Consider the following 25,915-nt stretch of genomic DNA (forward strand, 5'->3'; position numbering starts at 1 on the left):
TCTCCAAGAAAGTTGATTAGCTCATAAAAGTTACGTTGGCTCAGCTTCACTTTCATACGAAAGATTCACTGATAGTTATTGTTTGTTTGCACGATTTTGTTTGTTTAGTTTTCAAAGAGCTATTTACTCCATCGCCCAAAAGCGACTTTATTAATATATCATCTGCAAAACTTAATGTCAACAACTTTTTTTAAGTCGTTTTATTGTCAGCAGCGACGCTTATTAATATACCAAGATAATATATAATTGTCAATTGAATTTCATAAAATAAAAATGAAGTTTTCAATTTATCCTTTTTTTCTACCTTTCCTGTCTTTTCTTATATATTTTAAACATTCATTCGGTGAAGCAACCCTTCTAAATAATGTAAACAGCACCTTATATCGCTCTTCCATTGCTCTTTTAACTATATGATCAATCCGTTCATCCCTAAGATCAAATAAAATTTCGTCCATTTCCCGTTTGATTAAATATTCCATTTCTTTTATTTCCTTGTCATTAATTAAAAATCCTATCATTGAAGCACCACCTGTGGAAATATATCTAGTTCTAGTAGTCTTTTCCAATTCCTTGAATTTTATAATTAAATTCTCAAATCATATTATTAAAAAAACAAGCATAGGTTTAGACAAGGATGGAATGGACGAGGTGGTATTCATGAATTTCTTTTTTGTATTAAACGGAAAGGCTTTAAAGAATATTTCATTAATTCTAATTGCTGCATTTTTTACAGCATGGTTCCTCTACATGGAAAACCTTGCTCAAATTCCTGTCTTTTCAACCAAGGATGGCCCAAAGGCTGTTTATCGGGGAGAAAAGGACTTGGCACTCACCTTCGATATCGGTTGGGGTGATGAAAAGGCAGAGCCTATTTTAGATACTTTAAAAAAGGAAAACGTAAAATCTGCTACCTTCTTCTTGGCAGGATCTTGGGCAGAAAGGCATCCCGATATTGTAACCAGGATCGAAAAAGATGGCTTTGAAATTGGTATTCTTGGCTACGCTTATGTTGATTATCAGGATTTAGAGGATGCTGAAATAAGCAAAGATATTTCAAAGGCACAAGAAGTTTTCAAAAAGTTGAATGTTAAGGATATTAAACTTTTACGAGCACCGACAGGTCATTTTGACGAGCGAACCTTAAAGATTGCTGAAAGAAACGGATATACTGTCGTGCATTGGAGTGTGGATTCAAAGGATTGGACCAATCCAGGTGTAGATACAATCGTTAAAAATGTGAAAACGGCAACTAAAGGTGATATTGTCCTTCTTCACGCCTCAGATTCAGCAAAACAAACCGCAATGGCACTGCCGCAAATTTTAAAGGATATTCGCACCAAAGGATTAAAGCTTGTATCCGCTTCTGAAATGATTGCTAATGGGAATGTACAGTCGAAGGAAATTAATTAGAAGGCTTCATAATAACAAAACCGCCCATTTTAAATGGACGGTTTTTTGTTCATTTTATTTTTCGGGATATCATTTGCAGCACCGGATTGAAGAACACGCTTCTGTCTATCCTGCTCTGATCGTGAATTCAGTTTATGAAGTATTAATAATTGGTATGCATTGCAGGCCATTAATGCAAACATCATAAGATAAAGCCAACTTTTTTCATTCACCCGAAGAACTGGTACCCATTCCACTAATGTCACAACGATCATGACGAAGAGAGCCGGGATAAAAGCCGATTGATTGGTTTGCTTAAGTTTAAACCAAGCAACAATCAGACCGCCCAACAAAAGAATTACCGCGGGAAGAAAATACGGTAAAATTGTATCACCCGTTTTGGCAAAATTAACGTATCGTAAATAAACTAAGTCAAATAAAGCAAATAAAATAAGCACGGCTTGAACAGCATTCCATAATGAAACGGATTTAAAAATGCCTAAGCCAAACCGATGTACGGTTAAATACGCAAAAAATCCCATTTGGCTTATGACGCTAAAAAGAAACCCCATAACAATTAACCAAATTGTAGTGGAGAGAATATCGATTATTCTAAATTCAGTAAAATAGGGCTGAAACTCATTCCAGCGCACAATAAAACCCACAATAGCCGTCGTGAGCCCGCCTATTAATAATGTGGTCATAAACAATTTTACCCAATTGCGGCTTGTCACACTTTTTTCCTCCAAAATTAAAAATAAATTCCTTTTGATTGTACCAATCCAATTTTTAAAAATCTACATTTAGAATTTACTTACGAATAATCTAGGCTTAATTTCTCCATCCTAAAATTAAGGACTCTTATGTGAAAGGAGCTTTTCAATGAAAGTAAAAAGTACATTGCTCCTCCTCCTCATTATGGTGTTTCTAACGAGCTGTTCTTCGAAAGAGTCAAGTAGTGGAGGACAAGTGGATTACGACCAAACCAAAAAAATGGTCGTTGATATTCTCAAAACAGATGAGGGTAAGAAAGCAATTCAAGATGTTATGTCGGATGACAAAATGAAAGAAAAACTGATTATGGATCAAAAGGTGGTAACTGACACCATTCAGCAAACCCTTACTTCTGATAAAGCAACAGAATTTTGGAAAAAAACCTTTAGTGACGCTAAATTTGCTCAGGGTGTCGCTAAAAACATGAAATCCGAAAATCAACAATTACTTAAAGCATTAATGAATGATCCAGAATACAGAAACATGATGATTCAAGTTTTTAAAGAGCCCGCCATTCAGCAAGAGCTGACTGATGCTCTAAAAAGTAAAGACTATCGTGCACACCTTCAACAAGTGATTACTGAAACAGTGGACAGTCCGCTTTTTAAAGTTAAAATCCAAGATATACTTATAAAGGCAGCAGAGGATTTGAAAGGCAAGTCTAGCGGAAAAAGCGATTCAGGAGGAAGCCAATCTAGCGGGCAAAATAAAGCCGGAGGACAATCCAGCAGCGGAGCGTAAACCAAATAAAAAGGCTGACCATTTAAACCAAGGGTCAGCCTTTCATTAATTTATTTTTTAATCAGACTTGTAACTTTTTCAGCGATTTCCAGATATATTTTTCCTAACGGATGATCCTCTTGATAGATCGATGGTGCAAAGTCCCCTTCATTCCAATCCGGTTGATTCAACGGTAAGCGTCCAAGAACTTCGGTATTTAATTCCTCTGCCAGTTTATCCCCGCCGCCTTGACCGAATACATATTCTTTCTCACCGGTCAGCTTACTTTCAAAATACGCCATATTTTCAATAACACCAAGAATCTCATGGTCAGTCCGAAGTGCCATCGCACCTGCACGTGCAGCTACAAATGCAGCAGTTGGATGCGGGGTTGTCACGATGATTTCCTTGCACGCCGGAAGCATTGTATGAACGTCTAATGCGACATCTCCCGTTCCCGGCGGTAAATCTAATAGCAAGTAATCAAGCTCTCCCCACTCCACTTCATTAAAGAAGCTGTTTAACATTTTTCCTAACATCGGACCGCGCCAGATAATAGGTGCATTATCTTCGACAAAGAAGCCCATAGATATGACCTGAACGCCAAAACGGTCAACGGGAATGATTTTTTCTCCTCTTACTACAGGTCTTTTTGTAATTCCCATCATATCAGGAACACTAAAACCATAAATATCGGCGTCAATTAACCCGACTTTTTTACCTAAACGGGCCAGGGCAACAGCCAGATTTACTGAAACGGTTGATTTACCTACCCCGCCTTTTCCGCTCGCAATGGCGATAAAAGTTGTATCAGATGTTAGCAGGCTTTTCTCTTTTGTTTCAGGTGCAGTTTGACGATGCTGCGCTAATACTTCTTCAGAAAGCTCGCTGAAACGGATGCCCACAGTTTCAGCGCCTGCTTCTTTTAACAAATTGACGATTTGTGTTTGCAGCTGTAATTGTTCGGCAGTGCCTGTTTTGGCGATTGCCACTTTAACACTTACGTGGTTTTTTTCTTCTTTTATTTTAATTTCCTCAATGGCATTTAATTCAGCTAATGTTTTATGTAAAAATGGCTCTTTAAGGCTGCCAAGTACCTCTTGTATTTTCACTTCTGTTAACATCTATAAAACACCTCACCATATGAATTCGTTTCCATTATTCAGTATACCATATCCGTTAATGGAAGCAGTTAAATGAATCACACACAAACACATCTTCACGTTTGAAACTCCATTTTAATATACATGTAAAAAAATAGAAGGTGTTTATCGCACCTTCTTTAATCTTTTTCTTTTATTTCTTTTTCATTCGTAAAATAACGAATTATTCCTTTATAAATCGATGCCGCCACTTTTTCTTGGTAGGAATCCTTTTTTAAATTCGCCTTTTCTTTAGGATTTGATAAAAATCCTACTTCAACCAATACTCCGGGCTTTTTCGCATTTTTTAATATATATACTTGACCTAACTGCTTTGCTTTACGTGTGGTATTCCCCAAGTTTTTGCGAAGCTCATCTTGAATAAATTTTGCCGCCTTTGCATTTTCTTCATGTTGGGGAGCGTAGAAGGTTTGTGCGCCGCTCCATCGGGAAGAAGGAATGGCATTTAAATGGATGCTTACAAAAAAATCATTATCAGCATCATTAATTAATTTTAATCGTTTTTTTAGGTCTTCCACTTTTCTTCTGCTGTAGCCCCGTGTATCAGGATCCGCTAAATCGATATCTGAATCGCGTGTCATATTCACAAGAGCACCTTGCTGTTGAAGATAATCCCTTACTTTTAATGAAATTGATAAGGCTATATCTTTTTCAAGTGTTTGATCGGTTCCGGCACCACCATCGGGTCCACCATGTCCGGGATCAACTAAAATGATTTTCCCTGATAATGGAAGATTCCATGATTTCCACGAATCATTTTCCATAAAATCGTGTTGTAGAATAAGAAATAAAATAATTAATCCTACAGAAAAACCGATGATTTTCAATCTTCGCTTTAACAACCAAATCATTCCTTCCCGCTCGTCCATGTTCATTTAACTATATGGGACAAGAACACTTTTTAGAACAGGAAGAAAGAAATGCTCTAACGCCATTGGGCGCTAGAGACGGACAATTATCAAATTAGTGTAGGCGGAGCTTATGACGTCTTTGGCCTTTATCAAACCCTTCCCTCCACCAGACATGAACATACTGTTCACATAAATAATAAAGGGATTCACTCATGGTTCCTTCTTCGCCATTCCCCCAATAAAGTAAAAAGTTAAACAAAGTATCAATCAAATGGTTCTCTTCTTTATTGCAGCGTGACCGAACTTCCTCCAAGTCTTCTCCGTGGTAGCCGAATTTACTAAATTTCGCTCCTAATAAATAAGCCTCAAGAGCAACATCATAACAAGCTTCCTCAATTCCGGTATTCATAACAAAGCTCGAAGCAATTCTCGTTGAACCGAAATATTGTTTAACTCTTTCCTTCAACATATTGATGGATAAGTCCCGTAAAACGGAACGCTCGTATTTAATTTGTTTTTCCCGACGCTTTTCTTTAAAGGTTGTAATTACATTCACTCACTTTTCACCTCTTAGAACTATTTTTCATCCCTTGTTCATAAGAAATGCAAAGTACTCACCGTTTTCCATTTCCAATTTTTTAAGCCCCAAAAGTTGGTAGGAAAGAGAGATTTTTTTATTTTAAGGCGTCATTAATTTTTGTTACGTGAAAGATCAAAAATTTTATTTTTTTAAAATAAAAAGACCCTCAACCATAATAGGATTGAAAGCCTTTAAACTTTGATTTATTATTCGCCTAGATCGACATTGTGGTAAACTTGCTGGACATCTTCTAAGTCTTCTAATGCATCAATCATTTTTTCAAATTTCGCTTGTGCATCTTCCGGAAGGGTTACATCATTTTGGGCAAGCATCGTTAGTTCCGCTACTGTAAATTCAGTTATACCCGCATTTTTGAATGCTTCTTGTACGGCATGGAACTGGTCAGGTTCAGCATAAACGATGACCGCTTCATCTTCTTCGGCAATGTCACGTACGTCTACGTCTGCTTCCATTAAAAGTTCAAGCACCTCATCAGCTGTTTTCCCTTCTACACCGATAACAGCCGTTGCATCAAACATATAGGCTACTGATCCGCTTACCCCCATATTACCGCCGTTTTTACCAAATGCAGCACGCACATCTGATGCCGTACGGTTTACGTTATTGGTCAGTGCATCAACAATGACCATTGAACCGCTTGGACCAAAGCCTTCATATCGAAGTTCAGTATAGCTCTCTTCTGAACCGCCTTTTGCTTTATCAATCGCACGGTCAATAATGTGTTTCGGCACATTATAGGTTTTTGCCCGCTCAAGTACAAACCTTAAAGCCTGATTGGATTCCGGATTGGGTTCACCTTGCTTTGCTGCTACATAAATTTCAACGCCGAATTTTGCATAAATACGACTTGTATTTGCATCCTTTGAAGCTTTTTTTTCTTTAATATTGTTCCACTTACGCCCCATTATGAACACTCTCTTTCCACTTTGAATCTAAACAATTAATACGATTTAAATTGATTGCTTTCATTCCAGATAATATTATACAACAATTGCATAATTTCTACAAAATGTGGTCAAAAGCTGATGCTATTCATAAAAAAGACCCCCAACCAGTAAAGGTTGAGAGTCTTAAAATGCCAAAAATGAACGTTTTGAGAACTAAGGCGCACGACGGGCACCTTTAAGACCGTATTTTTTTCGCTCTTTTATGTGTGTTTTTATATGAAGAAACACGGAAAAAACAATTCTTATCATGTCAACATTTAAGCAAAAAAGTGTCTTATATAGGCACCTTATTTACGGAATATGGAGAAAAGCCACCCCCATTTTTCATTTGGTTTTTGTATCGCTCCTTCTAAACGTTTATTAAAGTCATTTTGTGAACGCCATTCATTTTTCTGTTCGTCCCGCATATTTTGTATTTCTCTTTGTAAGAATTCGCTTTTTTGTTTTTCTTGTTGCAGCAATGTTTCGTAATGAGTCCTTTGTTGTTCAGATAATTTTTCAATTTTAGCATTTGTTTTTTGCGCTGAATTTCCAATATTAGAACTTAAATCATGATGATCTTGGTGAAGCCGGGAAACTGATGTTTTAAGCTGAGACATATCGTTTATCACTTGGACATTCATTTCACGTGTGGCTGCGAGTTCATTGGCTAAAAAAGTTAATATCTCTTTTAATTGATGGGGATCGGGGGGTAAATTGTCATATGTATCGGGTATCGCAATCTCTGTTTTAATTGATCCTTCTAATCTTTCTTTTTGTTGATATGCAAGGTCTTTAGCTGTATCGTCTAAGGGCTTGTCCGTATCGCGTAACGCTATAAGTGCTTCGATATCGGATTGAACAAAGATACGCCGGTCTCCATCTTTTAAAAACTCATATCCATTTCGTTCTAAAATTTGGCCATACTTTCGAACGGTGGGTGTTGCAATTCCCGCTTCTTCTGCAACCTCCTTGGAAGAGAAAGAACGTTCATTCGGTTGTATATCATATCGCATATCGGACCTCCTTTTATATTAAATATGAGGGTTTTAGGATTTTTTTGCAAGTCATATCGCCAGCCGATACATGGGATGTATTACCGAGCTCTTCAAAGCAGGTCCCAAATTATGTTAAGAGATGCAGAGACATACCGTTTGTCAGGTGGACATTCATTTTACGTGCAGCTCCGAGCTCATTGGCTAAAAACGTTAAAACTCATATAAATAATTAGTATCATGGGGTAAATTATCATATGTATCGGATATCGCAAGCTCTGTTTCATTTGATCCTTCTAATCTTTCTTTTTGTTGATACGTAAGACCTTTAGCTGTATCGTCTAGGGGCTTGCTGTATCGCGTACCGCTATAAGCTCTTCATTGTCAGATTGAACAAGAATACGCCATTTTTGGATTTATTTGAAAGCTGTATCGCCCAGCGATACGAACCAAAAAGGAGAACCGATCGGCCCCTCTCAGGAAAAAGGAAAAGATAAAACAATTTCTGGCGTTAACAAAAAATGAATTATCATTACGTGATTACGTTCTCTTTTACTTTTTAATCTATATTAGAGCTCGTAAAGGTGAGTTATTACCCCTTACTTGGGACTACGTTGAATTTGAGGCTGGTTCACTTCGTTTTATTTTTCATTATAAAGGAAAGTTCCATATAACAGTCTTCATAATCAAATATTTTTACCTTAATAAGCCTAATGATTACCACGATCGCTACCAAGATAAAAACAGTTCCAATTGCCCTTTCATATTGCTCCCAATCTTTAATTAAATATGTGCCGTATTTCCCCTTCACCTTTACCACCCTAATTGATCGTAAAGACTCATAGCGTACAGTCGGACGATACATATATATTCCCCCTTACCTTTCGTGACGCCCTAAGACGCCTTTGTAAAAGATATGAGACACCGCTTGTCCATGTTTCCAACTTTCTGTATTTCATTTAAGTTTAGAAAATTGGAATTGTGGCTATGCTGATAAAAAAGCCAAATAGGAGTGGGAAAACGTGTTTTTGTATAACTGGTTTAACCTGGGGAAACGACACCGATCTAAGCTAGCCAAATTTTTAGAGGAAAACGAAATAAATCAACAAGACTTGGCCAATGAAAGCGGGGTAAGTAAATCCACTGTTAGCCGGATATGCCAGGGTGATGAATTTGCCCCCAATATGAGAAATGCAACAAAGATCATTAACGCCTTGCGGAAACTAACCCAAAAAAACATAAACCATGATGATTTTTGGAGTATGTAACAGGAGGGATTGTAAGATGATAGGTAACATAATGAGTATATTAGTTGCTGCATATTTAATTTGGCTTCTCGCCCGCACCATTTATACTAAATATACTGAAGGAACAAAATAATAAAGTCCAGGCGTTCAAACCTGGGCTTTATATTTTTCAATGTACCGTTGTCTTGAGGACAGTTTTTCACCAATTTATATAAATAGAGTTGGCGTAAGAAATAATTTATGCACCTGTCTCAGATCGGTATATCTCCTAAAAAATACATTCTTCGACTGGTTTCACCGTTTTCTATTCTTAATCAAACGTTTGATTAGATCTCCCGCGAGCCCTTTTAGATAAGGATTTTCCTTGCCATTCTAGAAAAAAGAATGTCGACTATTGTCCGGGAAATTCTCTTTTACTTCTTTACACACCTAATAAAACAATCCACTATACATTATCCTACAAAGTTCTCCATTTTTCCTTCTTAATCAAACGTTTGATTAGAACTTTCATAATTCGCATAACTTAGGGCTTTTTCCTTCTAAAGTTGAAAAAAGAATGTCGATTGTTACGAGGGACCAGTTCTAATTTATAGATATTTTTAAAAAACACAAGCATGATCAACCAAATATATCATTAAACCTAATTATCTCTCCCGGACGCATTTTTCGGCCCGAATCAGCGTACTTTTGCTTATCCCTGTTGTTTCCTCTATCTGTTTGTTAGAATGTGTTTCCAGCAGCTTCAATTCGTCTACCATAGACTCTTTTCCATAATGAAGGTGATTTCCTTATTCAAAAGCCTAAAAAAGCTCAATCTAAGCGCTTAATTAGTTTGGACAGCCCAACGCTTTCATTTCTGAAAAAGTGGCGTATACGCCCAAAAGAAGCGATTATGGCATCCATGAATAACATTGATAATAATAACATGGTTTTTACTAGGGAAGACTGCACCCCTATTCGTTTAGCCATAAAAAAGACCCCCAACCAAATTGGTTGAGAGCCTTTGAAATGTTGATAATTAACGTTTTGAGAACTGAGGCGCACGACGAGCACCTTTAAGACCGTATTTTTTACGTTCTTTCATACGAGCATCACGAGTTAATAGACCTGCGCGCTTTAAAGTTGGGCGATATTCAGGGTCAGCTTGAAGTAATGCGCGAGCAATACCGTGGCGGATTGCGCCAGCTTGACCAGTGTATCCACCGCCGCTTACGTTTACAAGAACGTCATAGCTGCCAACAGTTTCAGTAGCTACTAACGGTTGGTTTACAACAACACGTAAAGCTTCGAATGGGATATAATCTACGATGTCACGACCATTAACTACAATTTTACCAGTTCCTGGAACTAAGCGCACACGTGCGACAGAGCTCTTACGACGGCCAGTACCAATATATTGAACTTGTGCCAAGTTAATTCCCTCCCTCTTAATTAACCGCGAAGTTCGTAAACTTCAGGTTTTTGTGCTTGGTGCGGATGTTCTGCGCCAGCATATACATGTAATTTTTTGAACATTGTGCGTCCTAGAGAATTCTTTGGAAGCATGCCGCGAACAGCAAGTTCGATCATTTTCTCAGCATAGTTAGTACGCATTTCCAAAGCAGTTCTTTGTTTTAAACCACCTGGGTGATTTGTGTGACGGTAGTAAATTTTGTCAGTTAGTTTCTTACCTGTTAATTCAACTTTAGAAGCGTTAAGAATGATAACATTATCACCAGTGTCAACATGTGGTGTAAAAGTTGGTTTATTTTTACCACGTAAGATTGATGCTACTTCTGAAGCAAGACGTCCAAGAGTTTTGCCCTCTGCATCAATAACGTACCATTTACGCTCGATATTGTTGGCATTTGCCATAAACGTTGTACGCATGAATTTCCCTCCTAATTAAATCCGTTAAAGATTATTTTCTCGCACGATTATAAGCAATCTCCGTTCGATTCTGTTCCGGGAATGAACGTCAATCACCATTATGCGCTTAATTTTCTAAACATATATTTTCAATCACGATGAAGACTTTCCGGGGCTTTATCGTGGGATTAAAAACACACACATATAATATAATAAATTCTCCTGGGCTGAATGTCAAGAAAATGTTACACCAGGTTAGGTTGTTAGTAAGAAAAGAGGAAGCACATTGGTCAGCCCCGACAAACGCTGGAGCTTGACAGTATAAAATTAGTTGTAAAATACTTTCCAAAGATATAAACCGTTAGCCGGAGCCGTTTTTCCGGCGTAACGACGGTCTTTTTTTTCTAAAATATCGAGAATTTCCTTTGGCTCTCGTGCACCTGTTCCCACCTCTAATAATGTACCAACAAGGATACGTACCATGTTATACAAAAAGCCATTTCCGACAAAGCGAAATAACAGTAGTTCGCCTTCCATCGTCAAATCAATTTTTTCAATGGTCCTCACCTTATCTTCAACTTCTGTTTTAGCAGAACAAAAGCTGGAAAAATCATGTGTTCCAAATAAATATCGGCTCGCCTCACGCATGGCATCTATATTTAAAGGATAAGGATATTGATAGGCAAAGTTACGCCTGAATGGATCCCTCGTTGCGGAAAGATGAAGGAAATAGCGATATTCTTTTCCTATTGCGTCAAAACGTGCATGAAATGACGGACTTACTTTCTCAATAGATAGGACCGTAATATCCTCTGGAAGCATGGAATTGAGGGCTACGACCCATTTGTTCTCCGGAATCGGAAGAGGAGAGTCGAAGTGAATAACCTGACCCTTCGCATGAACTCCTGCATCCGTTCTTCCGGAACCGGAAACCAAAACACGCTTGTCCTTATGCATTTTGGTTAAAACCGCTTCAATATCGCTTTGTACCGTTCGCTTCTTCGGTTGGATCTGGTAACCGGAAAAGCCCGAACCATCATATGAAATAATGCACTTATACCTTTGCATTTAATTACTCCATTTATGAACGTAATGAAAATAAGCATAGTGTTAGAATGACAAGCAGTAGAATCTGCAGGGAATCTGCCGTTCTCCAGTTTAATTGACGAAATTTGGTTCTGCCTTCGCCGCCGCGATATCCTCTAGCTTCCATGGCAATCGCAAGCTCTTCAGCCCGTTTAAATGAACTAACAAATAACGGAATTAAGAGCGGAATAACCGCTTTGACACGTTCTTTTATCGGCCCGCCGGCAAACTCGACCCCTCTGGCAATTTGAGCCTTCATGATTTTATCGGTCTCCTCCATAAGCGTAGGAATAAATCTCAATGATATCGACATCATTAAAGCCATTTCATGAACTGGAAAGCGAACCTTGTTCAATGGATGTAAAAGGGTTTCAACTCCATCGGTAATTTCAATCGGTGTCGTCGTTAATGTTAACAGTGACGTCATTAAGATTAAGAAAAAGAATCTCATTGAGATAAAAATTCCTTGTCTGAGGCCTTCATCGTAAATTTTCAAAGGACCAAGCTCTGCTAGCAGGTTCCCTTCCTTTGTAAAAAATAATTGCAGAACTAATGTAAAAAGAACGAGCCAGATAACCGGCTTCAAGCCCACATATAAAAAGCGTAAGGGAATCCGTGACAATCCGAGCATTAACAAAGTATAAATTCCTATTAGTGCGTATGTGACCCAATTATTTGCAAGAAAAATGATACAAACAAATAAGAAAATAACAATCAATTTAGACCGCGGATCCATCCGGTGAATCAAAGAATCAGCAGGTACATATCTGCCAAAAATCATTTTTTCCATCATACCCGTTCACCTCTGCTGATTAAATCTGTCACGGCATCAGATAGATGTTCGATTGATAGATGGACTTTCCCTAGTTTTACACCTAATTTTTCCTCCAGCTTGAGCTGAAATCGAACAACCTCCGGTACATCTAATCCCATCTTGATCAGATCATCCGGTGAGGAGAAAATCTCCTCCGGAGACCCCTCTTTGACCAATCTTCCTTGCTGCATGATCACAATTTGGTCTGCATAGCAGGCTGCATCCTCCATACTGTGGGTCACAAGGATGGTGGATAGATTTCTGTTCTTATGCAGCTGATAGAACATATCCATAATCTCTTTACGGCCACGCGGGTCTAATCCTGCGGTTGGTTCATCTAGCACAATCACATCCGGTTCCATGGCCAGGACTCCGGCGATGGCTACGCGGCGCATTTGACCACCCGATAGGTCAAATGGTGATTTTTCAAGAATCTCTTCTTGTAATCCCACTTGCTTCAGTGCAATCCGCGCCCTTTTCTTCGCTTCTGATTCCGATACACCGAAATTCATTGGGCCAAAAATAATATCCTTTTCAACCGTCTCCTCAAATAACTGATGTTCAGGAAATTGAAAAACAATTCCCACTTTACGTCGGACTTGTTTCAAATTTTTATATTTCTTCTTTGCCCTTATTTCGTGCTCACCGATTCTTACAGTTCCTTCCGTGGGCACAAGAAGCGCGTTTAGATGCTGCAAAACCGTTGACTTACCTGAACCGGTATGTCCGATTATCGCCATATATGTGCCTTCTTTTATTTCGATGGATACATCTTCAATAGCAAGGCGTTCGAAAGGAGTATTTGCCTGATAACGGTACTCTACATTTTGCAGTGAGATGTCCATAACTCTGTCACCAACTCTTCTTCCGATAAATAGCGCTTTGAAAATTCTATCCCTTTTTGATTGAATGCTTTACTCATTTTTACCGAAAACGGGATATCAAGGCCTAATTGGATTAACTCATCATCCATTGAGAAAATCTCTTCGGGAGTTCCTTCCCTGTAAACTTCCCCTTTATTCATAACAATGATTCGGTCCGCCTTTGCAGCTTCTTCCAAATCATGTGTAATGGAGATAACCGTCAAATGCTTTTCATCTTTTAAATTCCTTACTGTCTCTAAAACTTCTTCTCTACCTCTTGGGTCAAGCATAGATGTTGCCTCATCTAAGATGATAATTGACGGCCTCAATGCGAGAACACCGGCAATGGCAACCCGTTGCTTCTGTCCACCGGAGAGATGGTGGGGCTCTTGATTAAGAAAACGATCCATTTTGACTTTTTTAAGTGAATCTTCAACCCTAAAGACCATTTCATCCCTTGGTATCCCGTGATTTTCTAAACCAAAAGCCACATCATCCTGAACCGTGGTACCAACGAATTGGTTATCAGGGTTTTGAAAAACCATACCTAATTGCTTGCGAATATCCCAGATAGACTCTTCAGTTAACTTTATATCACAAACGGTAATCTCACCTTGTTTTGGAAATTGCAAACCATTTAAGAGTTTTGCCATGGTAGATTTGCCTGAGCCGTTATGGCCAACAATCGCAAGCCATTCCCCTTCATATATTTTAAAGCTGACATTGTGAAGGGCATATCGCTCCTGTGATTCGTATTGAAAGGAAACTCCATCAAGGGAAACAACGGGCTTTTTCATCTAATGTTTCCTCCCCTAATCTCTGCTAATCTAATCTCTTTTATTTTACAATACAAAAAAAGCCTGCACCTCGTCCCTAGCAGAAACGCATAACATCTGCTGTAAAATCCGGGATTTCTATAAAAGAAATGGGAGGAGGTGCATGAGCTAGACGAGACGTGAAAAATATTGGGAAAATGAATTCTTTCCAAGGAGTATTTAACACACTCCTATTTTGCTCCTTAATCGGAGTCACGCTCATCGTAACACTCGTTTGGCTTGGTTCGTACATATTATATTTGTTACAGAAAAAGGGCAAAGAACAAGTTTGTTTGTAAACTGTCCAGCGCCCTTGTTGTCTGTAAAAGTATTAAACTAACTCGATAATAACCATTGGCGCACCGTCACCGCGGCGTGGTCCAAGTTTCATAATACGAGTGTATCCACCTTGACGCTCTTGATAACGCGGAGCGATATCAGCGAAAAGTTTTTGTACTGCATCTTGACCATTTTCAGCATCAGCTACTTCATTACGAACATATGAAGAAGCTTGACGGCGAGCATGTAAATCACCGCGTTTGCCTAAAGTAATCATTTTTTCAACAGTCACACGAAGTTCTTTCGCGCGAGTTTCTGTTGTCTCGATGCGCTCGTTGATAATTAAATCTGTAGTTAAATCACGAAGCATAGCTTTACGCTGTGCACTTGTGCGTCCTAACTTTCTGTAAGCCATGAAGGGTTCCCTCCTTTGTTGAAGTCATAAATCGATCGTTAAGCATACGGGAGATAAACTTTAAGTTTTTAACCGCTACTAGTCGTCTTTACGTAAGCCTAACCCAAGCTCTTCTAGTTTCGCCTTCACTTCTTCAAGTGATTTGCGACCTAAGTTACGTACTTTCATCATATCTTCTTCAGTTTTATTAGCTAATTCCTGAACAGTGTTGATTCCGGCGCGTTTTAAGCAGTTATAAGAACGAACAGAAAGAACCAGTTCCTCAATAGTCATTTCAAGAACTTTTTCCTTTTGATCTTCTTCTTTTTCTATCATTATTTCAGCATTTTGTGCTTCATCGGTTAAACCAACGAAAATATTCAAATGCTCGGTCAAAATTTTCGAACCAAGAGCAATCGCTTCTTTTGGCCCAGTGCTTCCATCTGTCCAAACATCAAGCGTAAGCTTATCATAGTTTGTCATTTGACCAACACGTGTATTTTCTACCTGGTAAGAAACACGCGAAACCGGAGTGTAAATAGAGTCTATAGGTATCACACCGATTGGTTGATCCTCTCTCTTATTTTGATCTGCCGGAGTATAACCGCGACCTCGTCTAGCAGTTAAACGCATGCGAAGATGACCGCTCGTTGCTAACGTAGCAATATGAAGATCAGGGTTTAAAATCTCAACATCACTGTCATGCGTAATATTACCGGCCTTGACAGGTCCTTCACCCTGTACATCAATTTCAAGGGTTTTCTCTTCATCAGAGTAGATTTTTAAAGCCAATTTTTTAATGTTTAAAATTATGGATGTTACATCCTCTACGACGCCTTCAATTGTTGAGAACTCATGAAGTACCCCATCGACCTGAATCGATGTAACAGCGGCACCTGGGAGTGAAGATAATAGGATACGACGTAAGGAGTTACCCAAAGTGGTACCAAATCAACGCAATAGAGGTTCTACGACGAACTTACCGTACATGGCATCATCGTAGATCTCAACCGTTTCGATTTTTGGTTTTTCTATTTCGATCATCAAATAACCCTCCTTCAAAACGTCGAAACTTCGAATAGATACTAGTTCTAAGCGAAATTCCCCCATGTATACGTTCCCGTTTTGTGCACAACAACTGGAATAAATTTTCTGTATAAACTTCAAAAATTAGTATCATATCCCATTATAGACGTATGATACAAAATCTATACAAAAAAATTAAACACGACGACGTTTTGGTGGACGGCATCCATTATGAGGAACAGGTGTAACGTCTTTAATTGCTGTAACTTCCAGACCAGCAGCTTGAAGAGCACGAATTGCAGCTTCACGCCCTGCGCCAGGTCCTTTAACCGTTACTTCTAAAGTTTTCATACCATGTTCGATTGATGTTTTCGCAGCAGTTTCAGCAGCCATTTGCGCAGCGAATGGAGTAGATTTACGAGAACCTTTAAATCCAAGCGCACCGGCACTTGACCATGAAATTGCATTCCCATGAACATCAGTGATTGTTACGATCGTGTTGTTAAATGTTGAACGGATATGTGCAATACCTGATTCAATATTCTTTTTAACACGACGTTTACGTGTATTAGTTTTACGTGCCATTTAAATAACCTCCTTTGCCGATTACTTCTTCTTGTTCGCAACAGTCTTACGAGGACCTTTGCGTGTACGAGCGTTGTTTTTCGTATTTTGTCCACGAACCGGTAAACCACGACGATGACGTAACCCGCGGTAGCAGCCGATTTCCATTAAACGCTTAATGTTAAGAGAAATTTCACGGCGAAGGTCACCTTCAACTTTTAACTTGTCGATGATGTCACGGATTTTGTTTAATTCTTCTTCAGTTAAATCACGCACTCTTGTATTTTCAGAAACACCGGCTTCTGCCAAGACTTTTTGTGCAGTATTTTTGCCAATACCATAAATGTAAGTTAAAGAGATAACTACACGTTTTTCACGTGGAATATCTACACCAGCAATACGTGCCATTAATTTAGCGCACCTCCTTCAAAAATTAACCTTGTTTTTGTTTATGTTTAGGGTTTTCACAGATAACCATAACTTTTCCGCGTCTACGGATAACTTTGCACTTTTCGCAGATCGGTTTAACAGATGGTCTTACTTTCATTATCCTAACCTCCTTAGTAGTACGGAGTGCAAGCAGATTATTTAAAGCGGTAAGTAATTCTTCCGCGTGTTAAGTCATATGGAGATAGCTCAACAGTCACTTTGTCACCCGGAAGGATCCGAATGAAATGCATTCGTATTTTACCAGAAACATGAGCTAGCACAGTATGACCATTTTCTAATTCTACCTTAAACATCGCATTTGGCAAAGTTTCAATTACTTTACCCTCAATTTCAATTACATCATCTTTGGCCATGGGTCTCGTCCCCCTTCTCTTTTTCAGATATGCGTTCATTTAAAAACTTTGTAAGTGCAAATCGCAGCTTTCCGTTCGTAACACGCCCTATTTCCTTCATGCTGTTCTGAACCTCAAGAGAAACGTGATCAATAAATTGTAAATGTCGCGGGTTCTTTTTCTTCGGTCGGTCAAAAGGAATCCTTTCTCCGTCCGCAAGATAAACGAACTTTTCAGCCAACCTTACAATTATAGCATATTGACCTGCGTCCCGTCCGCTAGTAACTATTACAAATTGCCCTATTTGCGGAATAAAACCGGTATTGAACATTGAAATCACCCGGACTTAGGCTTTGGTTAAGATCTCATATCCTGTTTCAGTAATCGCAATAGTATGTTCAAAATGAGCACACCTTTTTCCGTCTACCGTTACAACTGTCCAATTGTCAGCCAATGTCTTCACATAGCGGCTTCCGGCATTTACCATCGGTTCGATTGCCAGTACCATTCCAGGTAATAGATTCGGACCTTTGTTTGGCGGACCGTAATGAGGAATATCAGGTTCTTCATGTAAGTCTTGCCCAACTCCATGTCCTACATACTCGCGCACAACTGAAAAGCCATTTGCTTCCACAAACGTTTGAATCGCATGGGAGATGTTCGAGAGTCGCTCACCTGGTTTTGCTTCGTTTAGTCCTTGATAAAGAGATTCCTCTGTTACGTCTAAGAGACGCTGTGAATCTTCATCAATTTTTCCAACAGCATAAGTCCATGCAGAATCACCATGGTAACCGTTGTATTTCGCACCGATATCGATGCTAATAATATCGCCCTCATTTAGAACATGATCATCAGGAATCCCGTGAACAAGCTGGTTGTTCACACTGGTACAGATGCTGCCGCGAAATCCATTATACCCTTTAAAAGAAGGAAATGCATCGTGAGCGAGAATAAATTCTTCAGCGACACGGTCCAGTTCTTTCGTTGTTATACCAGGAGTTAAATGTTTTTTTAACTCTTGGTGGGTTAGGGCGACAATTCGCCCGGCTTCGCGCATGATCTCAATTTCCCTGGGGGTTTTGCAAATGATCATTAAATTAAGCCCCCGAGTAATTGCTCGATATCAGCTAATACTTTACGAATGTCCTGCTGACCGTTTATCGGACGCAAATAACCTTTTGTTTCGTAGAAATCCAATAATGGCTGAGATTGTTTAATGTTTACATCTAAGCGGTTTTGAACAGTCTCTTCATTATCATCTGCCCTTTGATAAAGCTCACCGCCGCAGCGGTCGCAAATCCCCTCTTGGTGAGGCGGGTTGAAGACAAGATGATAAGTTGCGCCACAATCTTTACAAATACGTCGTCCTGTTAAGCGCTCCATTAAAATATCCTTGTCAACTTCGATATTGATCACATAATCAATCTCTCTATCTAATTCAACAAGAAGATTTTCCAAAGCTTCTGCTTGAGGTACCGTTCTAGGAAAGCCATCCAGTAAGAATCCTTTTTGACAGTCTTCTTTACTTAACCGTTCACGTACAATACCGATTGTTACTTCATCAGGAACAAGTTCGCCTTTATCCATGAATGATTTAGCTTGTAAACCTAGTTCAGTTCCTTCTTTCATCGCTGCACGGAACATATCTCCGGTAGAGATATGAGGGATGCCGTATTTTTCGACGATTTTTTCGGCCTGTGTACCTTTACCGGCACCAGGAAGCCCCATTAACACTAAATTCACACGTGTTCCCCCCTCGTGCTATAAATGGGTTTTAGGGAACATGAGTCCCCAAAAACCTTTTACTTTATAAAACCTTTATAATGACGTTTAACCAACTGTGCTTCAAGTTGCTTCATCGTATCAAGGGCTACACCCACAACGATAAGCAAGCTTGTTCCACCGATTTGAGCTGTTTGCGGCAGGTTAGCAATCTGTATAAAAAGGACTGGTAATACTGCTATGACAGCTAAGAAAATGGCGCCAATAAATGTTAAACGATATAAAACACGCGTTAAATATTCTTGCGTACTCTTACCTGGACGAATCCCCGGTATATAACCGCTTTGCTTTTGTAAGTTCTCCGCTACTTGTTCAGGGTTAACTTGAATAAAAGCATAAAAATAAGTAAACGCAATAATTAAGGCAGCATATAGGACCATCCCAATAGGATGGGAATAATCGAATACATTAATAATCCAAGTTGTTACACTATTTGTTGGGAAAAACGATGCAACCGTTCTTGGCGTAACAATAAAGGAAACTGCAAAGATGACTGGGATAACGCCGGCTGCATTAACCTTTAAAGGCATGTGAGTAGACTGTCCCCCAACAGGATTACGCCCCTCAACCACGCGTTTTGCATATTGAATTGGAATTTTACGATTAGCTTGTTGGATGAAGATAACCCCAACAACTACTGCAATCACAGCAAGAGCTATTAAAACAACTGTAACAATGCGCAGGAATAATTGTTCACCGGCGTTCTGAAACTGCTGTACATAGATCTGATTGACAGTCGTAGGAATTCCAGCAACAATCCCGGCAAAGATGATAATGGAAATTCCATTTCCAACACCTTTTTCGGTAATTTGCTCCCCGAGCCACATCAAGAAGGATGTTCCGGCCGTTAACACAACAGCAATTAAAAGATATGTTCCGATTCCGGGATTTTCAATTAATTGACCGCTGGTCAAGTTGTTAAACCCATATGCCATACCCAATGCTTGGATAAATCCAAGTATTACAGTGAAGTAACGAGTAAACTGAGCAGTCTTACGACGTCCGGCTTCCCCTTGTTTTGACCATTCCGTAAATTTCGGAACGACGTCCATTTGCAGGAGCTGAATGATAATAGATGCAGTGATATAAGGCATAATACCCATTGCAAAGATGGAGAATTTTTTTAACGCTCCACCGCCAAAAGTATTTAAAATACCGAAAACACTTAATTTATCTTGAGCACCTAATACATCAGCATTTACGTTTGGTACAGGAATAAATGTCCCCAATCGAAAAACGACTAACATTAAAAGGGTGAATATGAGCTTTCGTCTTATATCACCCACGCGCATAAAATTGGAGATTGTCTGGAACATTAGATCACCTCAGTAGTTCCACCAGCAGCTTCGATAGCTTCCTTAGCAGCAGAGGAGAATTTGTTAGCTTTTACAGTCAACTTTTTCTCTACGTTCCCTTTAGCAAGAATTTTGATTCCTGCTTTTTCATTACTTACAACGCCTGTTTCGATAAGAAGTTCTGGAGTAACTTCTGTACCGTCTTCAAAGCGATTTAAAGCATCAAGGTTAACAACTGCATATTCTTTACGGCTGATATTCGTAAATCCACGTTTTGGTAAACGACGGAATAATGGTGTTTGACCACCTTCAAAACCTAGTCGTACACCTCCACCGGAACGAGCGTTTTGACCTTTATGGCCTTTACCGGCAGTCTTACCTTGACCGGATCCGATACCGCGTCCTAAACGTTTACGTTCTTTACGGGAACCTTCAGCAGGCTTTAATTCATGAAGTTTCATATTGGCACCTCCTTATGAAAGAAAAGAATCAATTATTGTTCTTTAACTGTTACAAGGTGAGCAACTTTGTTAATCATACCGCGAATAGCAGCGTTATCTTGATGCTCAACTGTTTGATTTAATTTACGTAAACCCAAAGCAGTAACTGTCGCGCGTTGGTCCTCAGGGCGACCAATTACGCTGCGGTTGAGGGTAATTAAAAGTTTATTCGCCATTTGATTTCCCTCCTTATCCTAACAGTTCTTCTACTGATTTACCACGTAATTTCGCTACGTCTTCAGCACGTTTTAATTGTTTAAGACCATCAACTGTGGCACGAACCATGTTGATCGGAGTGTTAGTTCCTAATGATTTAGAAAGGATATCAGCTACCCCTGCTAATTCAAGAACTGCACGAACAGGTCCTCCGGCGATAACTCCTGTACCTTCAGAAGCAGGTTTTAGAAGAATTTCACCGGCACCAAAACGTCCAATTACTTGGTGAGGAACAGTAGTTCCAACCATTGGCACTTCGACTAAGTTTTTCTTTGCATCCTCGATAGCTTTACGAATCGCATCCGGTACTTCTTGTGCTTTACCGGTACCGAAACCGACATGACCGTTTTTATCTCCAACTACTACAAGAGCAGAGAAACGGAAACGACGTCCGCCTTTAACAACTTTCGCAACACGGTTAACCGTAACTACGCGTTCTTCTAGTTCAAGTTTGTTTGGATCAATACGACGCATCTTTTTGTGTCCCTCCTTTGCCTATTAAAATTGTAAGCCGTTCGCGCGAGCTGCATCAGCTAGTGCTTGAATACGTCCATGATACAGGTATCCTCCACGGTCAAAGACAACAGACGAGATACCTTTTTCTACCGCACGTTTAGCAACTAATTCTCCGACCTTTTGTGCAGCTTCAACGTTACTTGTAGATTCAAGAGTTAATTCTTTATCTAAAGTGGATGCACTTGCTAAAGTAACACCACTCATGTCATCGATAACCTGTGCATAAACATGTTTGTTAGAACGAAACACATTTAGACGCGGACGAGCTGAAGTTCCGCTAAGTTTCGCACGAACACGAGCGTGTCTTTTCTTGCGAGTAGCGTTTTTATCAAGCTTCGTAATCATTTAGGTCACTCCTTTCGTTTACCTATGCGGCATTACTTACCGGTTTTACCTTCTTTACGACGAACAAATTCGCCTTCGTAACGAATTCCTTTGCCTTTATACGGCTCAGGAGGACGAACTCCGCGAATATTGGCAGCTAATGCACCAACACGTTCTTTATCAGTACCTTTAATAATAATTTTTGTATTAGCAGGTACTTCGATTTCAAGTCCGGCTTCCGGTTCAATTTCAACCGGATGCGAGTAACCAACGTTTAATACAAGTTTGTTACCTTGCTTTTGAGCACGGTATCCAACCCCGATTAATTCAAGGCCTCTTGTGAATCCTGTTGAAACACCCTCAACCATGTTCGCGATTACCGCACGAGTTGTTCCGTGCAATGCGCGGTGTTCTTTTACGTCAGATGGACGAGTAATTGTAACTAAATTTTCTTCTACGTTAATTGTAATATCAGGACTAAAAGTACGGGAAAGTTCGCCTTTAGGTCCTCTTACAGTAACAGCATTATTATTAACAGTAACCGTAACTCCAGCTGGAATTTCGATCGGTTTTTTTCCTACGCGTGACATTTAGTGCACCTCCATTCATTCAGAAACTCTATTACCAAACGTAAGCTAATACTTCTCCGCCGACTTGTTTTGCACGAGCTTCTTTATCTGTAATAACACCTTGTGATGTTGATACTAACGCGATACCAAGACCGTTAAGAACGCGTGGTACCTCCGTAGATTTTGCGTAAACTCGAAGTCCAGGCTTGCTTATGCGCTTAAGACCAGTAATAACACGTTCGTTATTTGCACCGTATTTTAAGAAGATACGGATGATGCCTTGTTTATTATCTTCGATAAATTCGACGTCACGTACGAAACCTTCGCGCTTTAAAATTTCAGCAATTTCTTTTTTCATATTAGAAGCAGGCACTTCTAATTTTTCGTGACGCACCATATTCGCATTACGAATGCGAGTAAGCATATCAGCAATTGGATCTGTCATGACCATTATTTTTACCTCCTTCCCAGACTTGGGTTTTACCAGCTAGCTTTTTTAACACCAGGAATTTGTCCTTTGTATGCTAATTCACGGAAACAAATACGGCAAAGCTTAAATTTACGGTATACAGAGTGTGGACGGCCGCAACGTTCACAGCGTGTGTACTCTTGTACTGCATATTTAGGCGTGCGTTTTTGTTTCGCAATCATTGACTTTTTAGCCACGTTTTCGCCTCCCTTATTTAGCGATTACTTTTGGAATGGCATTCCAAATTGAGTTAAAAGTTCACGTGCTTCTTCATCAGTGTTAGCAGTCGTTACGATAACGATATCCATACCACGAACTTTACTTACTTTATCGTAATCAATTTCAGGGAAGATTAATTGTTCTTTAATACCTAAAGTGTAGTTACCGCGACCATCGAATGCTTTTTTAGAAACACCACGGAAGTCACGTACACGAGGTAAAGAAACAGAAACTAATTTATCCAAGAATTCGTACATGCGCTCACCACGAAGAGTAACCTTCGCACCGATCGGCATACCTTCACGTAGACGGAAGCCGGCGATTGATTTCTTTGCACGAGTTACTACAGGTTTTTGACCAGTAATAGTTGCAAGTTCTTCAACGGCGTTATCGAGTGCTTTTGCATTAGCAACAGCATCACCAACGCCCATATTCACAACGATTTTTTCAAGCTTTGGTACTTGCATAACTGATTTATAGTTGAACTTGCTTACTAGAGCAGGTGATACTTCTTTAACAAATTTTTCTTTTAGGCGGTTCATTTATTGTACCTCCCTTCTTAATTTAAACTATTTATCTAAAACTTCACCGGATTTTGCTGTGCGTACTTTTTTGCCATCAACCGTTGTGTAACCTACACGAGTTGGGTTACCGGACTTAGGATCGATAGGCATAACGTTTGATACATGAATTGGAGCCTCAAAGCTCATGATTCCGCCTTGCGGGTTCGCTTGGGAAGGTTTTGCGTGTTTTTTCACGATGTTTACACCTTCAACAAGAACTCGGCTTTCTTTAGGATAGGCAGCTAGGATTACACCTGTTTTACCTTTATCCTTACCGGAGATGACTCTTACTTTGTCACCTTTTTTCACATGCATCATTAAGCACCTCCTTAAAGGCATTTGAATTTAAATTATAGTACTTCTGGAGCTAAAGAAACGATTTTCATAAAGTTGTTTTCGCGAAGTTCACGAGCGACTGGTCCGAAGATACGAGTTCCGCGTGGGCTCTTATCATCTTTGATAATCACACATGCATTTTCGTCAAATTTAATATAAGAACCGTCAGGGCGACGAGCACCGCTTTTTGTACGAACAATAACAGCTTTAACAACATCACCTTTTTTAACAACGCCACCAGGTGTTGCTTGTTTTACTGTACATACGATAACATCGCCGATCCCGGCAGTTTTGCGTCCGGAACCACCAAGAACCTTGATAGTTAGTACCTCACGAGCACCGGAATTGTCAGCAACTTTTAAACGTGTTTCTTGTTGAATCATGCGTGTAACCTCCCTTCGGAATGAAACTTATCCGAACAATTAAATAATAACTGCTTTTTCTACAACTTCTACTAAACGGAAGCGTTTTGTAGCTGAAAGTGGGCGAGTTTCCATGATACGCACGATGTCGCCAACTTTTGCCTGGTTTTGCTCATCATGAGCTTTAAACTTTTTAGAGTACTTAACGCGTTTACCGTAAAGAGGATGCTTTTTATGTGTTTCAACAAGAACCGTAACGGTTTTTTCCATCTTGTCAGAAACAACGCGTCCAGTGTAAACTTTGCGTTGGTTACGTTCACTCATTATGTGAACCTCCTCTCATTTACTTGTTAACGCTGATTTCTCTCTCGCGAATCACAGTTTTCATGCGAGCAATCGCTTTACGTACTTCACGTATACGAGCTGTATTTTCAAGTTGTCCAGTCGCCAATTGAAAGCGAAGGTTGAAAAGCTCTTCTTTTAATGATTTTACTTTTTGTTCAATTTCAGCAGTGGTAAGGTCACGAAGTTCATTAGCTTTCATTTGATTCACCACCAATTTCTTCTCGTTTTACAAACTTACACTTTACAGGAAGCTTGTGCATTGCAAGACGCAGTGCTTCACGTGCGATTTCTTCAGAAACCCCCGCAATTTCAAACATAATTTTTCCCGGTTTAACAACAGCTACCCATCCTTCAGGCGCCCCTTTACCAGAACCCATCCGCACTTCTAAAGGTTTAGCAGTGTAAGGCTTATGTGGGAAAATTTTAATCCAAACTTTACCGCCACGTTTCATGTAACGTGTCATGGCAATACGGGCAGCTTCGATTTGGCGGTTCGTGATCCAAGAAGCTTCTGTAGCTTGTAGGCCGTATTCACCGAAAGTAACTTCAGTGCCACCTTTTGCGTTTCCACGCATTTTCCCGCGGTGTTGACGGCGATATTTTACGCGTTTTGGCAATAACATGATTATTTGCCTCCTTCCGCATTTTTCTTCTTAGTAGGAAGGACTTCTCCCTTATAGATCCATACTTTTACGCCTAGCTTACCATAAGTAGTATCAGCTTCAGCTGTAGCATAGTCGATATCAGCGCGAAGTGTATGAAGTGGAACTGTTCCTTCGCTGTAATGTTCAGAACGAGCGATATCAGCGCCACCAAGACGTCCGGATACCATTGTTTTAATACCTTTCGCACCAGCACGCATAGCACGTTGAATAACTTGCTTTTGAGCACGACGGAAAGATACACGGTTTTCTAATTGACGAGCAACATTTTCAGCTACTAGTTTCGCATCAAGGTCAGCTTTCTTGATTTCAAGAATATTGATGTGAACACGTTTGCCAGTAAGTTGATTTAATGCTTTACGAAGTGCTTCAACTTCAGTACCGCCTTTACCGATAACCATACCAGGCTTAGCTGTATGAACAGTTACATTCACACGGTTAGCAGCACGTTCGATTTCAACTTTAGAAACAGAAGCATCTTTTAAACGTTTCGTGATGTACTCACGAACTTTAAGGTCTTCGTGTAAAAGTTCAGCAAAGTCTTTACCTGCGTACCATTTAGATTCCCAATCACGGATGATCCCGACACGCAAACCGACTGGATTTACTTTTTGACCCAC

The 25,915-nt window shown here is 39.7% G+C and carries 40 protein-coding genes and 2 pseudogenes; 3 read left to right on the top strand and 39 right to left on the bottom strand.

Translation table 11 applies throughout. From position 1 onward, the window contains the following. Positions 1-287: 287 nt before the first annotated feature. Positions 288-518, bottom strand: a complete 231-nt coding sequence (locus J2S10_RS24520) for a hypothetical protein (protein ID WP_307413357.1) — start codon at positions 516-518, stop codon at positions 288-290. A 139-nt stretch (positions 519-657) separates the two neighbouring features. Here J2S10_RS24520 and pdaB point away from each other — a divergent pair, with 139 nt between their 5' ends. Continuing rightward, positions 658-1,410, top strand: a complete 753-nt coding sequence (pdaB, locus tag J2S10_RS24525; RefSeq protein WP_307413360.1) for a polysaccharide deacetylase family sporulation protein PdaB — start codon at positions 658-660, stop codon at positions 1,408-1,410. Between the two features lie 29 nt (positions 1,411-1,439). Here pdaB and J2S10_RS24530 read toward each other — a convergent pair whose 3' ends face one another. Beyond that, the gene (locus J2S10_RS24530) at positions 1,440-2,123 is read right to left on the bottom strand and encodes a KinB-signaling pathway activation protein (protein WP_307413363.1); all 684 of its coding nucleotides are present in this window, start codon (positions 2,121-2,123) and stop codon (positions 1,440-1,442) included. Between the two features lie 148 nt (positions 2,124-2,271). Here J2S10_RS24530 and gerD point away from each other — a divergent pair, with 148 nt between their 5' ends. After that, complete coding sequence (gene gerD, locus J2S10_RS24535) at positions 2,272-2,904, top strand: spore germination lipoprotein GerD (RefSeq protein ID WP_307413364.1); 633 nt, start codon at positions 2,272-2,274, stop codon at positions 2,902-2,904. 50 nt (positions 2,905-2,954) lie between these two features. On the opposite strand, the gene J2S10_RS24540 is transcribed toward gerD, so the two are convergent. From J2S10_RS24540 to J2S10_RS24565, 6 genes are all read right to left on the bottom strand, one after another. Beyond that, positions 2,955-4,007: an Mrp/NBP35 family ATP-binding protein gene (locus tag J2S10_RS24540; RefSeq protein ID WP_307413366.1), complete on the bottom strand. Its 1,053-nt coding sequence runs from the start codon at positions 4,005-4,007 to the stop codon at positions 2,955-2,957. A gap of 158 nt (positions 4,008-4,165) precedes the next feature. Further along, complete coding sequence (gene cwlD, locus J2S10_RS24545) at positions 4,166-4,897, bottom strand: N-acetylmuramoyl-L-alanine amidase CwlD (protein WP_307413367.1); 732 nt, start codon at positions 4,895-4,897, stop codon at positions 4,166-4,168. Between the two features lie 112 nt (positions 4,898-5,009). Continuing rightward, on the bottom strand, positions 5,010-5,453 hold the full coding sequence (locus tag J2S10_RS24550; protein WP_307413369.1) for a YbaK family protein: 444 nt from the start codon (positions 5,451-5,453) through the stop codon (positions 5,010-5,012). A gap of 230 nt (positions 5,454-5,683) precedes the next feature. Further along, complete coding sequence (locus tag J2S10_RS24555) at positions 5,684-6,403, bottom strand: YebC/PmpR family DNA-binding transcriptional regulator (protein ID WP_307413371.1); 720 nt, start codon at positions 6,401-6,403, stop codon at positions 5,684-5,686. Positions 6,404-6,732: 329 nt separating this feature from the next. Further along, the gene (locus J2S10_RS24560; RefSeq protein WP_307413372.1) at positions 6,733-7,440 is read right to left on the bottom strand and encodes a hypothetical protein; all 708 of its coding nucleotides are present in this window, start codon (positions 7,438-7,440) and stop codon (positions 6,733-6,735) included. A 610-nt stretch (positions 7,441-8,050) separates the two neighbouring features. Continuing rightward, the gene (locus tag J2S10_RS24565; RefSeq protein ID WP_307413374.1) at positions 8,051-8,284 is read right to left on the bottom strand and encodes a hypothetical protein; all 234 of its coding nucleotides are present in this window, start codon (positions 8,282-8,284) and stop codon (positions 8,051-8,053) included. Between the two features lie 157 nt (positions 8,285-8,441). Here J2S10_RS24565 and J2S10_RS24570 point away from each other — a divergent pair, with 157 nt between their 5' ends. Beyond that, complete coding sequence (locus J2S10_RS24570; protein WP_307413376.1) at positions 8,442-8,687, top strand: helix-turn-helix transcriptional regulator; 246 nt, start codon at positions 8,442-8,444, stop codon at positions 8,685-8,687. A gap of 623 nt (positions 8,688-9,310) precedes the next feature. Here the strand turns inward: J2S10_RS24570 and J2S10_RS27550 are convergent. The 31 genes and pseudogenes from J2S10_RS27550 to rpsC form a co-directional block, all read right to left on the bottom strand. Continuing rightward, positions 9,311-9,412: pseudogene (locus J2S10_RS27550) on the bottom strand (recombinase family protein); the annotation flags it as partial. A gap of 272 nt (positions 9,413-9,684) precedes the next feature. After that, positions 9,685-10,077, bottom strand: a complete 393-nt coding sequence (rpsI, locus tag J2S10_RS24575) for a 30S ribosomal protein S9 (protein ID WP_307413378.1) — start codon at positions 10,075-10,077, stop codon at positions 9,685-9,687. 20 nt (positions 10,078-10,097) lie between these two features. Then, complete coding sequence (gene rplM / locus J2S10_RS24580) at positions 10,098-10,535, bottom strand: 50S ribosomal protein L13 (protein WP_307413381.1); 438 nt, start codon at positions 10,533-10,535, stop codon at positions 10,098-10,100. Between the two features lie 306 nt (positions 10,536-10,841). Continuing rightward, positions 10,842-11,582, bottom strand: coding sequence for a tRNA pseudouridine(38-40) synthase TruA (gene truA / locus J2S10_RS24585; RefSeq protein WP_307413384.1), 741 nt, complete (start codon positions 11,580-11,582; stop codon positions 10,842-10,844). Positions 11,583-11,595: 13 nt separating this feature from the next. Beyond that, entirely contained in the window at positions 11,596-12,393 is a 798-nt protein-coding gene (locus J2S10_RS24590) for an energy-coupling factor transporter transmembrane component T family protein (protein ID WP_307413386.1), read from the bottom strand. Next, positions 12,390-13,259, bottom strand: coding sequence for an energy-coupling factor ABC transporter ATP-binding protein (locus J2S10_RS24595; protein ID WP_307413388.1), 870 nt, complete (start codon positions 13,257-13,259; stop codon positions 12,390-12,392). The genes J2S10_RS24590 and J2S10_RS24595 overlap by 4 nt, the downstream gene beginning before the upstream one ends. Further along, positions 13,235-14,074, bottom strand: coding sequence for an energy-coupling factor ABC transporter ATP-binding protein (locus tag J2S10_RS24600; RefSeq protein ID WP_307413389.1), 840 nt, complete (start codon positions 14,072-14,074; stop codon positions 13,235-13,237). The genes J2S10_RS24595 and J2S10_RS24600 overlap by 25 nt, the downstream gene beginning before the upstream one ends. Positions 14,075-14,423: 349 nt before the next feature. Next, positions 14,424-14,786, bottom strand: coding sequence for a 50S ribosomal protein L17 (rplQ, locus tag J2S10_RS24605; RefSeq protein ID WP_307413391.1), 363 nt, complete (start codon positions 14,784-14,786; stop codon positions 14,424-14,426). A 78-nt stretch (positions 14,787-14,864) separates the two neighbouring features. Continuing rightward, positions 14,865-15,809, bottom strand: a pseudogene (locus J2S10_RS24610) (DNA-directed RNA polymerase subunit alpha). 177 nt (positions 15,810-15,986) lie between these two features. Beyond that, on the bottom strand, positions 15,987-16,376 hold the full coding sequence (rpsK, locus tag J2S10_RS24615) for a 30S ribosomal protein S11 (protein WP_026574109.1): 390 nt from the start codon (positions 16,374-16,376) through the stop codon (positions 15,987-15,989). Positions 16,377-16,397: 21 nt separating this feature from the next. Continuing rightward, positions 16,398-16,763, bottom strand: coding sequence for a 30S ribosomal protein S13 (gene rpsM, locus J2S10_RS24620; RefSeq protein ID WP_307413393.1), 366 nt, complete (start codon positions 16,761-16,763; stop codon positions 16,398-16,400). A gap of 25 nt (positions 16,764-16,788) precedes the next feature. Continuing rightward, positions 16,789-16,902: a 50S ribosomal protein L36 gene (gene rpmJ, locus J2S10_RS24625; RefSeq protein WP_000868344.1), complete on the bottom strand. Its 114-nt coding sequence runs from the start codon at positions 16,900-16,902 to the stop codon at positions 16,789-16,791. A gap of 37 nt (positions 16,903-16,939) precedes the next feature. Next, complete coding sequence (gene infA / locus J2S10_RS24630) at positions 16,940-17,158, bottom strand: translation initiation factor IF-1 (RefSeq protein ID WP_007085268.1); 219 nt, start codon at positions 17,156-17,158, stop codon at positions 16,940-16,942. Further along, positions 17,145-17,468, bottom strand: coding sequence for a KOW domain-containing RNA-binding protein (locus J2S10_RS24635; protein ID WP_307413397.1), 324 nt, complete (start codon positions 17,466-17,468; stop codon positions 17,145-17,147). Before J2S10_RS24635 ends, infA begins: the two co-directional genes overlap by 14 nt. Positions 17,469-17,483: 15 nt before the next feature. After that, positions 17,484-18,230 (bottom strand): type I methionyl aminopeptidase, encoded by a 747-nt coding sequence (gene map / locus J2S10_RS24640; protein ID WP_307413400.1) that lies wholly within the window; start codon positions 18,228-18,230, stop codon positions 17,484-17,486. After that, positions 18,230-18,880 carry an adenylate kinase gene (locus J2S10_RS24645; protein WP_307413402.1) on the bottom strand — a complete coding sequence of 217 codons (651 nt, stop codon included), beginning with the start codon at positions 18,878-18,880 and terminating at the stop codon, positions 18,230-18,232. The genes map and J2S10_RS24645 overlap by 1 nt, the downstream gene beginning before the upstream one ends. 59 nt (positions 18,881-18,939) lie before the next feature. Next, the gene (gene secY, locus J2S10_RS24650) at positions 18,940-20,235 is read right to left on the bottom strand and encodes a preprotein translocase subunit SecY (RefSeq protein WP_307413403.1); all 1,296 of its coding nucleotides are present in this window, start codon (positions 20,233-20,235) and stop codon (positions 18,940-18,942) included. Continuing rightward, entirely contained in the window at positions 20,235-20,675 is a 441-nt protein-coding gene (rplO, locus tag J2S10_RS24655) for a 50S ribosomal protein L15 (protein WP_307413405.1), read from the bottom strand. Before rplO ends, secY begins: the two co-directional genes overlap by 1 nt. Before the next feature lie 32 nt (positions 20,676-20,707). After that, positions 20,708-20,890: a 50S ribosomal protein L30 gene (gene rpmD / locus J2S10_RS24660; protein WP_307413407.1), complete on the bottom strand. Its 183-nt coding sequence runs from the start codon at positions 20,888-20,890 to the stop codon at positions 20,708-20,710. Between the two features lie 13 nt (positions 20,891-20,903). Continuing rightward, on the bottom strand, positions 20,904-21,404 hold the full coding sequence (rpsE, locus tag J2S10_RS24665; protein ID WP_223595843.1) for a 30S ribosomal protein S5: 501 nt from the start codon (positions 21,402-21,404) through the stop codon (positions 20,904-20,906). Positions 21,405-21,428: 24 nt separating this feature from the next. Next, the gene (gene rplR / locus J2S10_RS24670; RefSeq protein WP_307413412.1) at positions 21,429-21,791 is read right to left on the bottom strand and encodes a 50S ribosomal protein L18; all 363 of its coding nucleotides are present in this window, start codon (positions 21,789-21,791) and stop codon (positions 21,429-21,431) included. 32 nt (positions 21,792-21,823) lie between these two features. After that, entirely contained in the window at positions 21,824-22,360 is a 537-nt protein-coding gene (rplF, locus tag J2S10_RS24675) for a 50S ribosomal protein L6 (RefSeq protein ID WP_307413416.1), read from the bottom strand. A gap of 31 nt (positions 22,361-22,391) precedes the next feature. Next, positions 22,392-22,790 carry a 30S ribosomal protein S8 gene (rpsH, locus tag J2S10_RS24680; protein WP_307413419.1) on the bottom strand — a complete coding sequence of 133 codons (399 nt, stop codon included), beginning with the start codon at positions 22,788-22,790 and terminating at the stop codon, positions 22,392-22,394. Between the two features lie 29 nt (positions 22,791-22,819). Further along, positions 22,820-23,005 carry a type Z 30S ribosomal protein S14 gene (locus J2S10_RS24685; RefSeq protein WP_034676107.1) on the bottom strand — a complete coding sequence of 62 codons (186 nt, stop codon included), beginning with the start codon at positions 23,003-23,005 and terminating at the stop codon, positions 22,820-22,822. A gap of 24 nt (positions 23,006-23,029) precedes the next feature. Next, the gene (gene rplE, locus J2S10_RS24690; protein ID WP_307413420.1) at positions 23,030-23,569 is read right to left on the bottom strand and encodes a 50S ribosomal protein L5; all 540 of its coding nucleotides are present in this window, start codon (positions 23,567-23,569) and stop codon (positions 23,030-23,032) included. Between the two features lie 27 nt (positions 23,570-23,596). After that, complete coding sequence (gene rplX / locus J2S10_RS24695) at positions 23,597-23,905, bottom strand: 50S ribosomal protein L24 (RefSeq protein WP_307413515.1); 309 nt, start codon at positions 23,903-23,905, stop codon at positions 23,597-23,599. A 35-nt stretch (positions 23,906-23,940) separates the two neighbouring features. Further along, positions 23,941-24,309: a 50S ribosomal protein L14 gene (gene rplN / locus J2S10_RS24700; RefSeq protein ID WP_307413424.1), complete on the bottom strand. Its 369-nt coding sequence runs from the start codon at positions 24,307-24,309 to the stop codon at positions 23,941-23,943. Positions 24,310-24,348: 39 nt separating this feature from the next. After that, entirely contained in the window at positions 24,349-24,612 is a 264-nt protein-coding gene (gene rpsQ, locus J2S10_RS24705; protein WP_307413425.1) for a 30S ribosomal protein S17, read from the bottom strand. A gap of 19 nt (positions 24,613-24,631) precedes the next feature. Continuing rightward, positions 24,632-24,832 (bottom strand): 50S ribosomal protein L29, encoded by a 201-nt coding sequence (rpmC, locus tag J2S10_RS24710; protein ID WP_026574095.1) that lies wholly within the window; start codon positions 24,830-24,832, stop codon positions 24,632-24,634. Further along, complete coding sequence (gene rplP, locus J2S10_RS24715) at positions 24,822-25,256, bottom strand: 50S ribosomal protein L16 (RefSeq protein ID WP_307413428.1); 435 nt, start codon at positions 25,254-25,256, stop codon at positions 24,822-24,824. Before rplP ends, rpmC begins: the two co-directional genes overlap by 11 nt. A 2-nt stretch (positions 25,257-25,258) precedes the next feature. Further along, positions 25,259-25,915 carry a 30S ribosomal protein S3 gene (gene rpsC / locus J2S10_RS24720; RefSeq protein WP_307413430.1) on the bottom strand — a complete coding sequence of 219 codons (657 nt, stop codon included), beginning with the start codon at positions 25,913-25,915 and terminating at the stop codon, positions 25,259-25,261.

This window comes from Neobacillus ginsengisoli, from assembly GCF_030813055.1.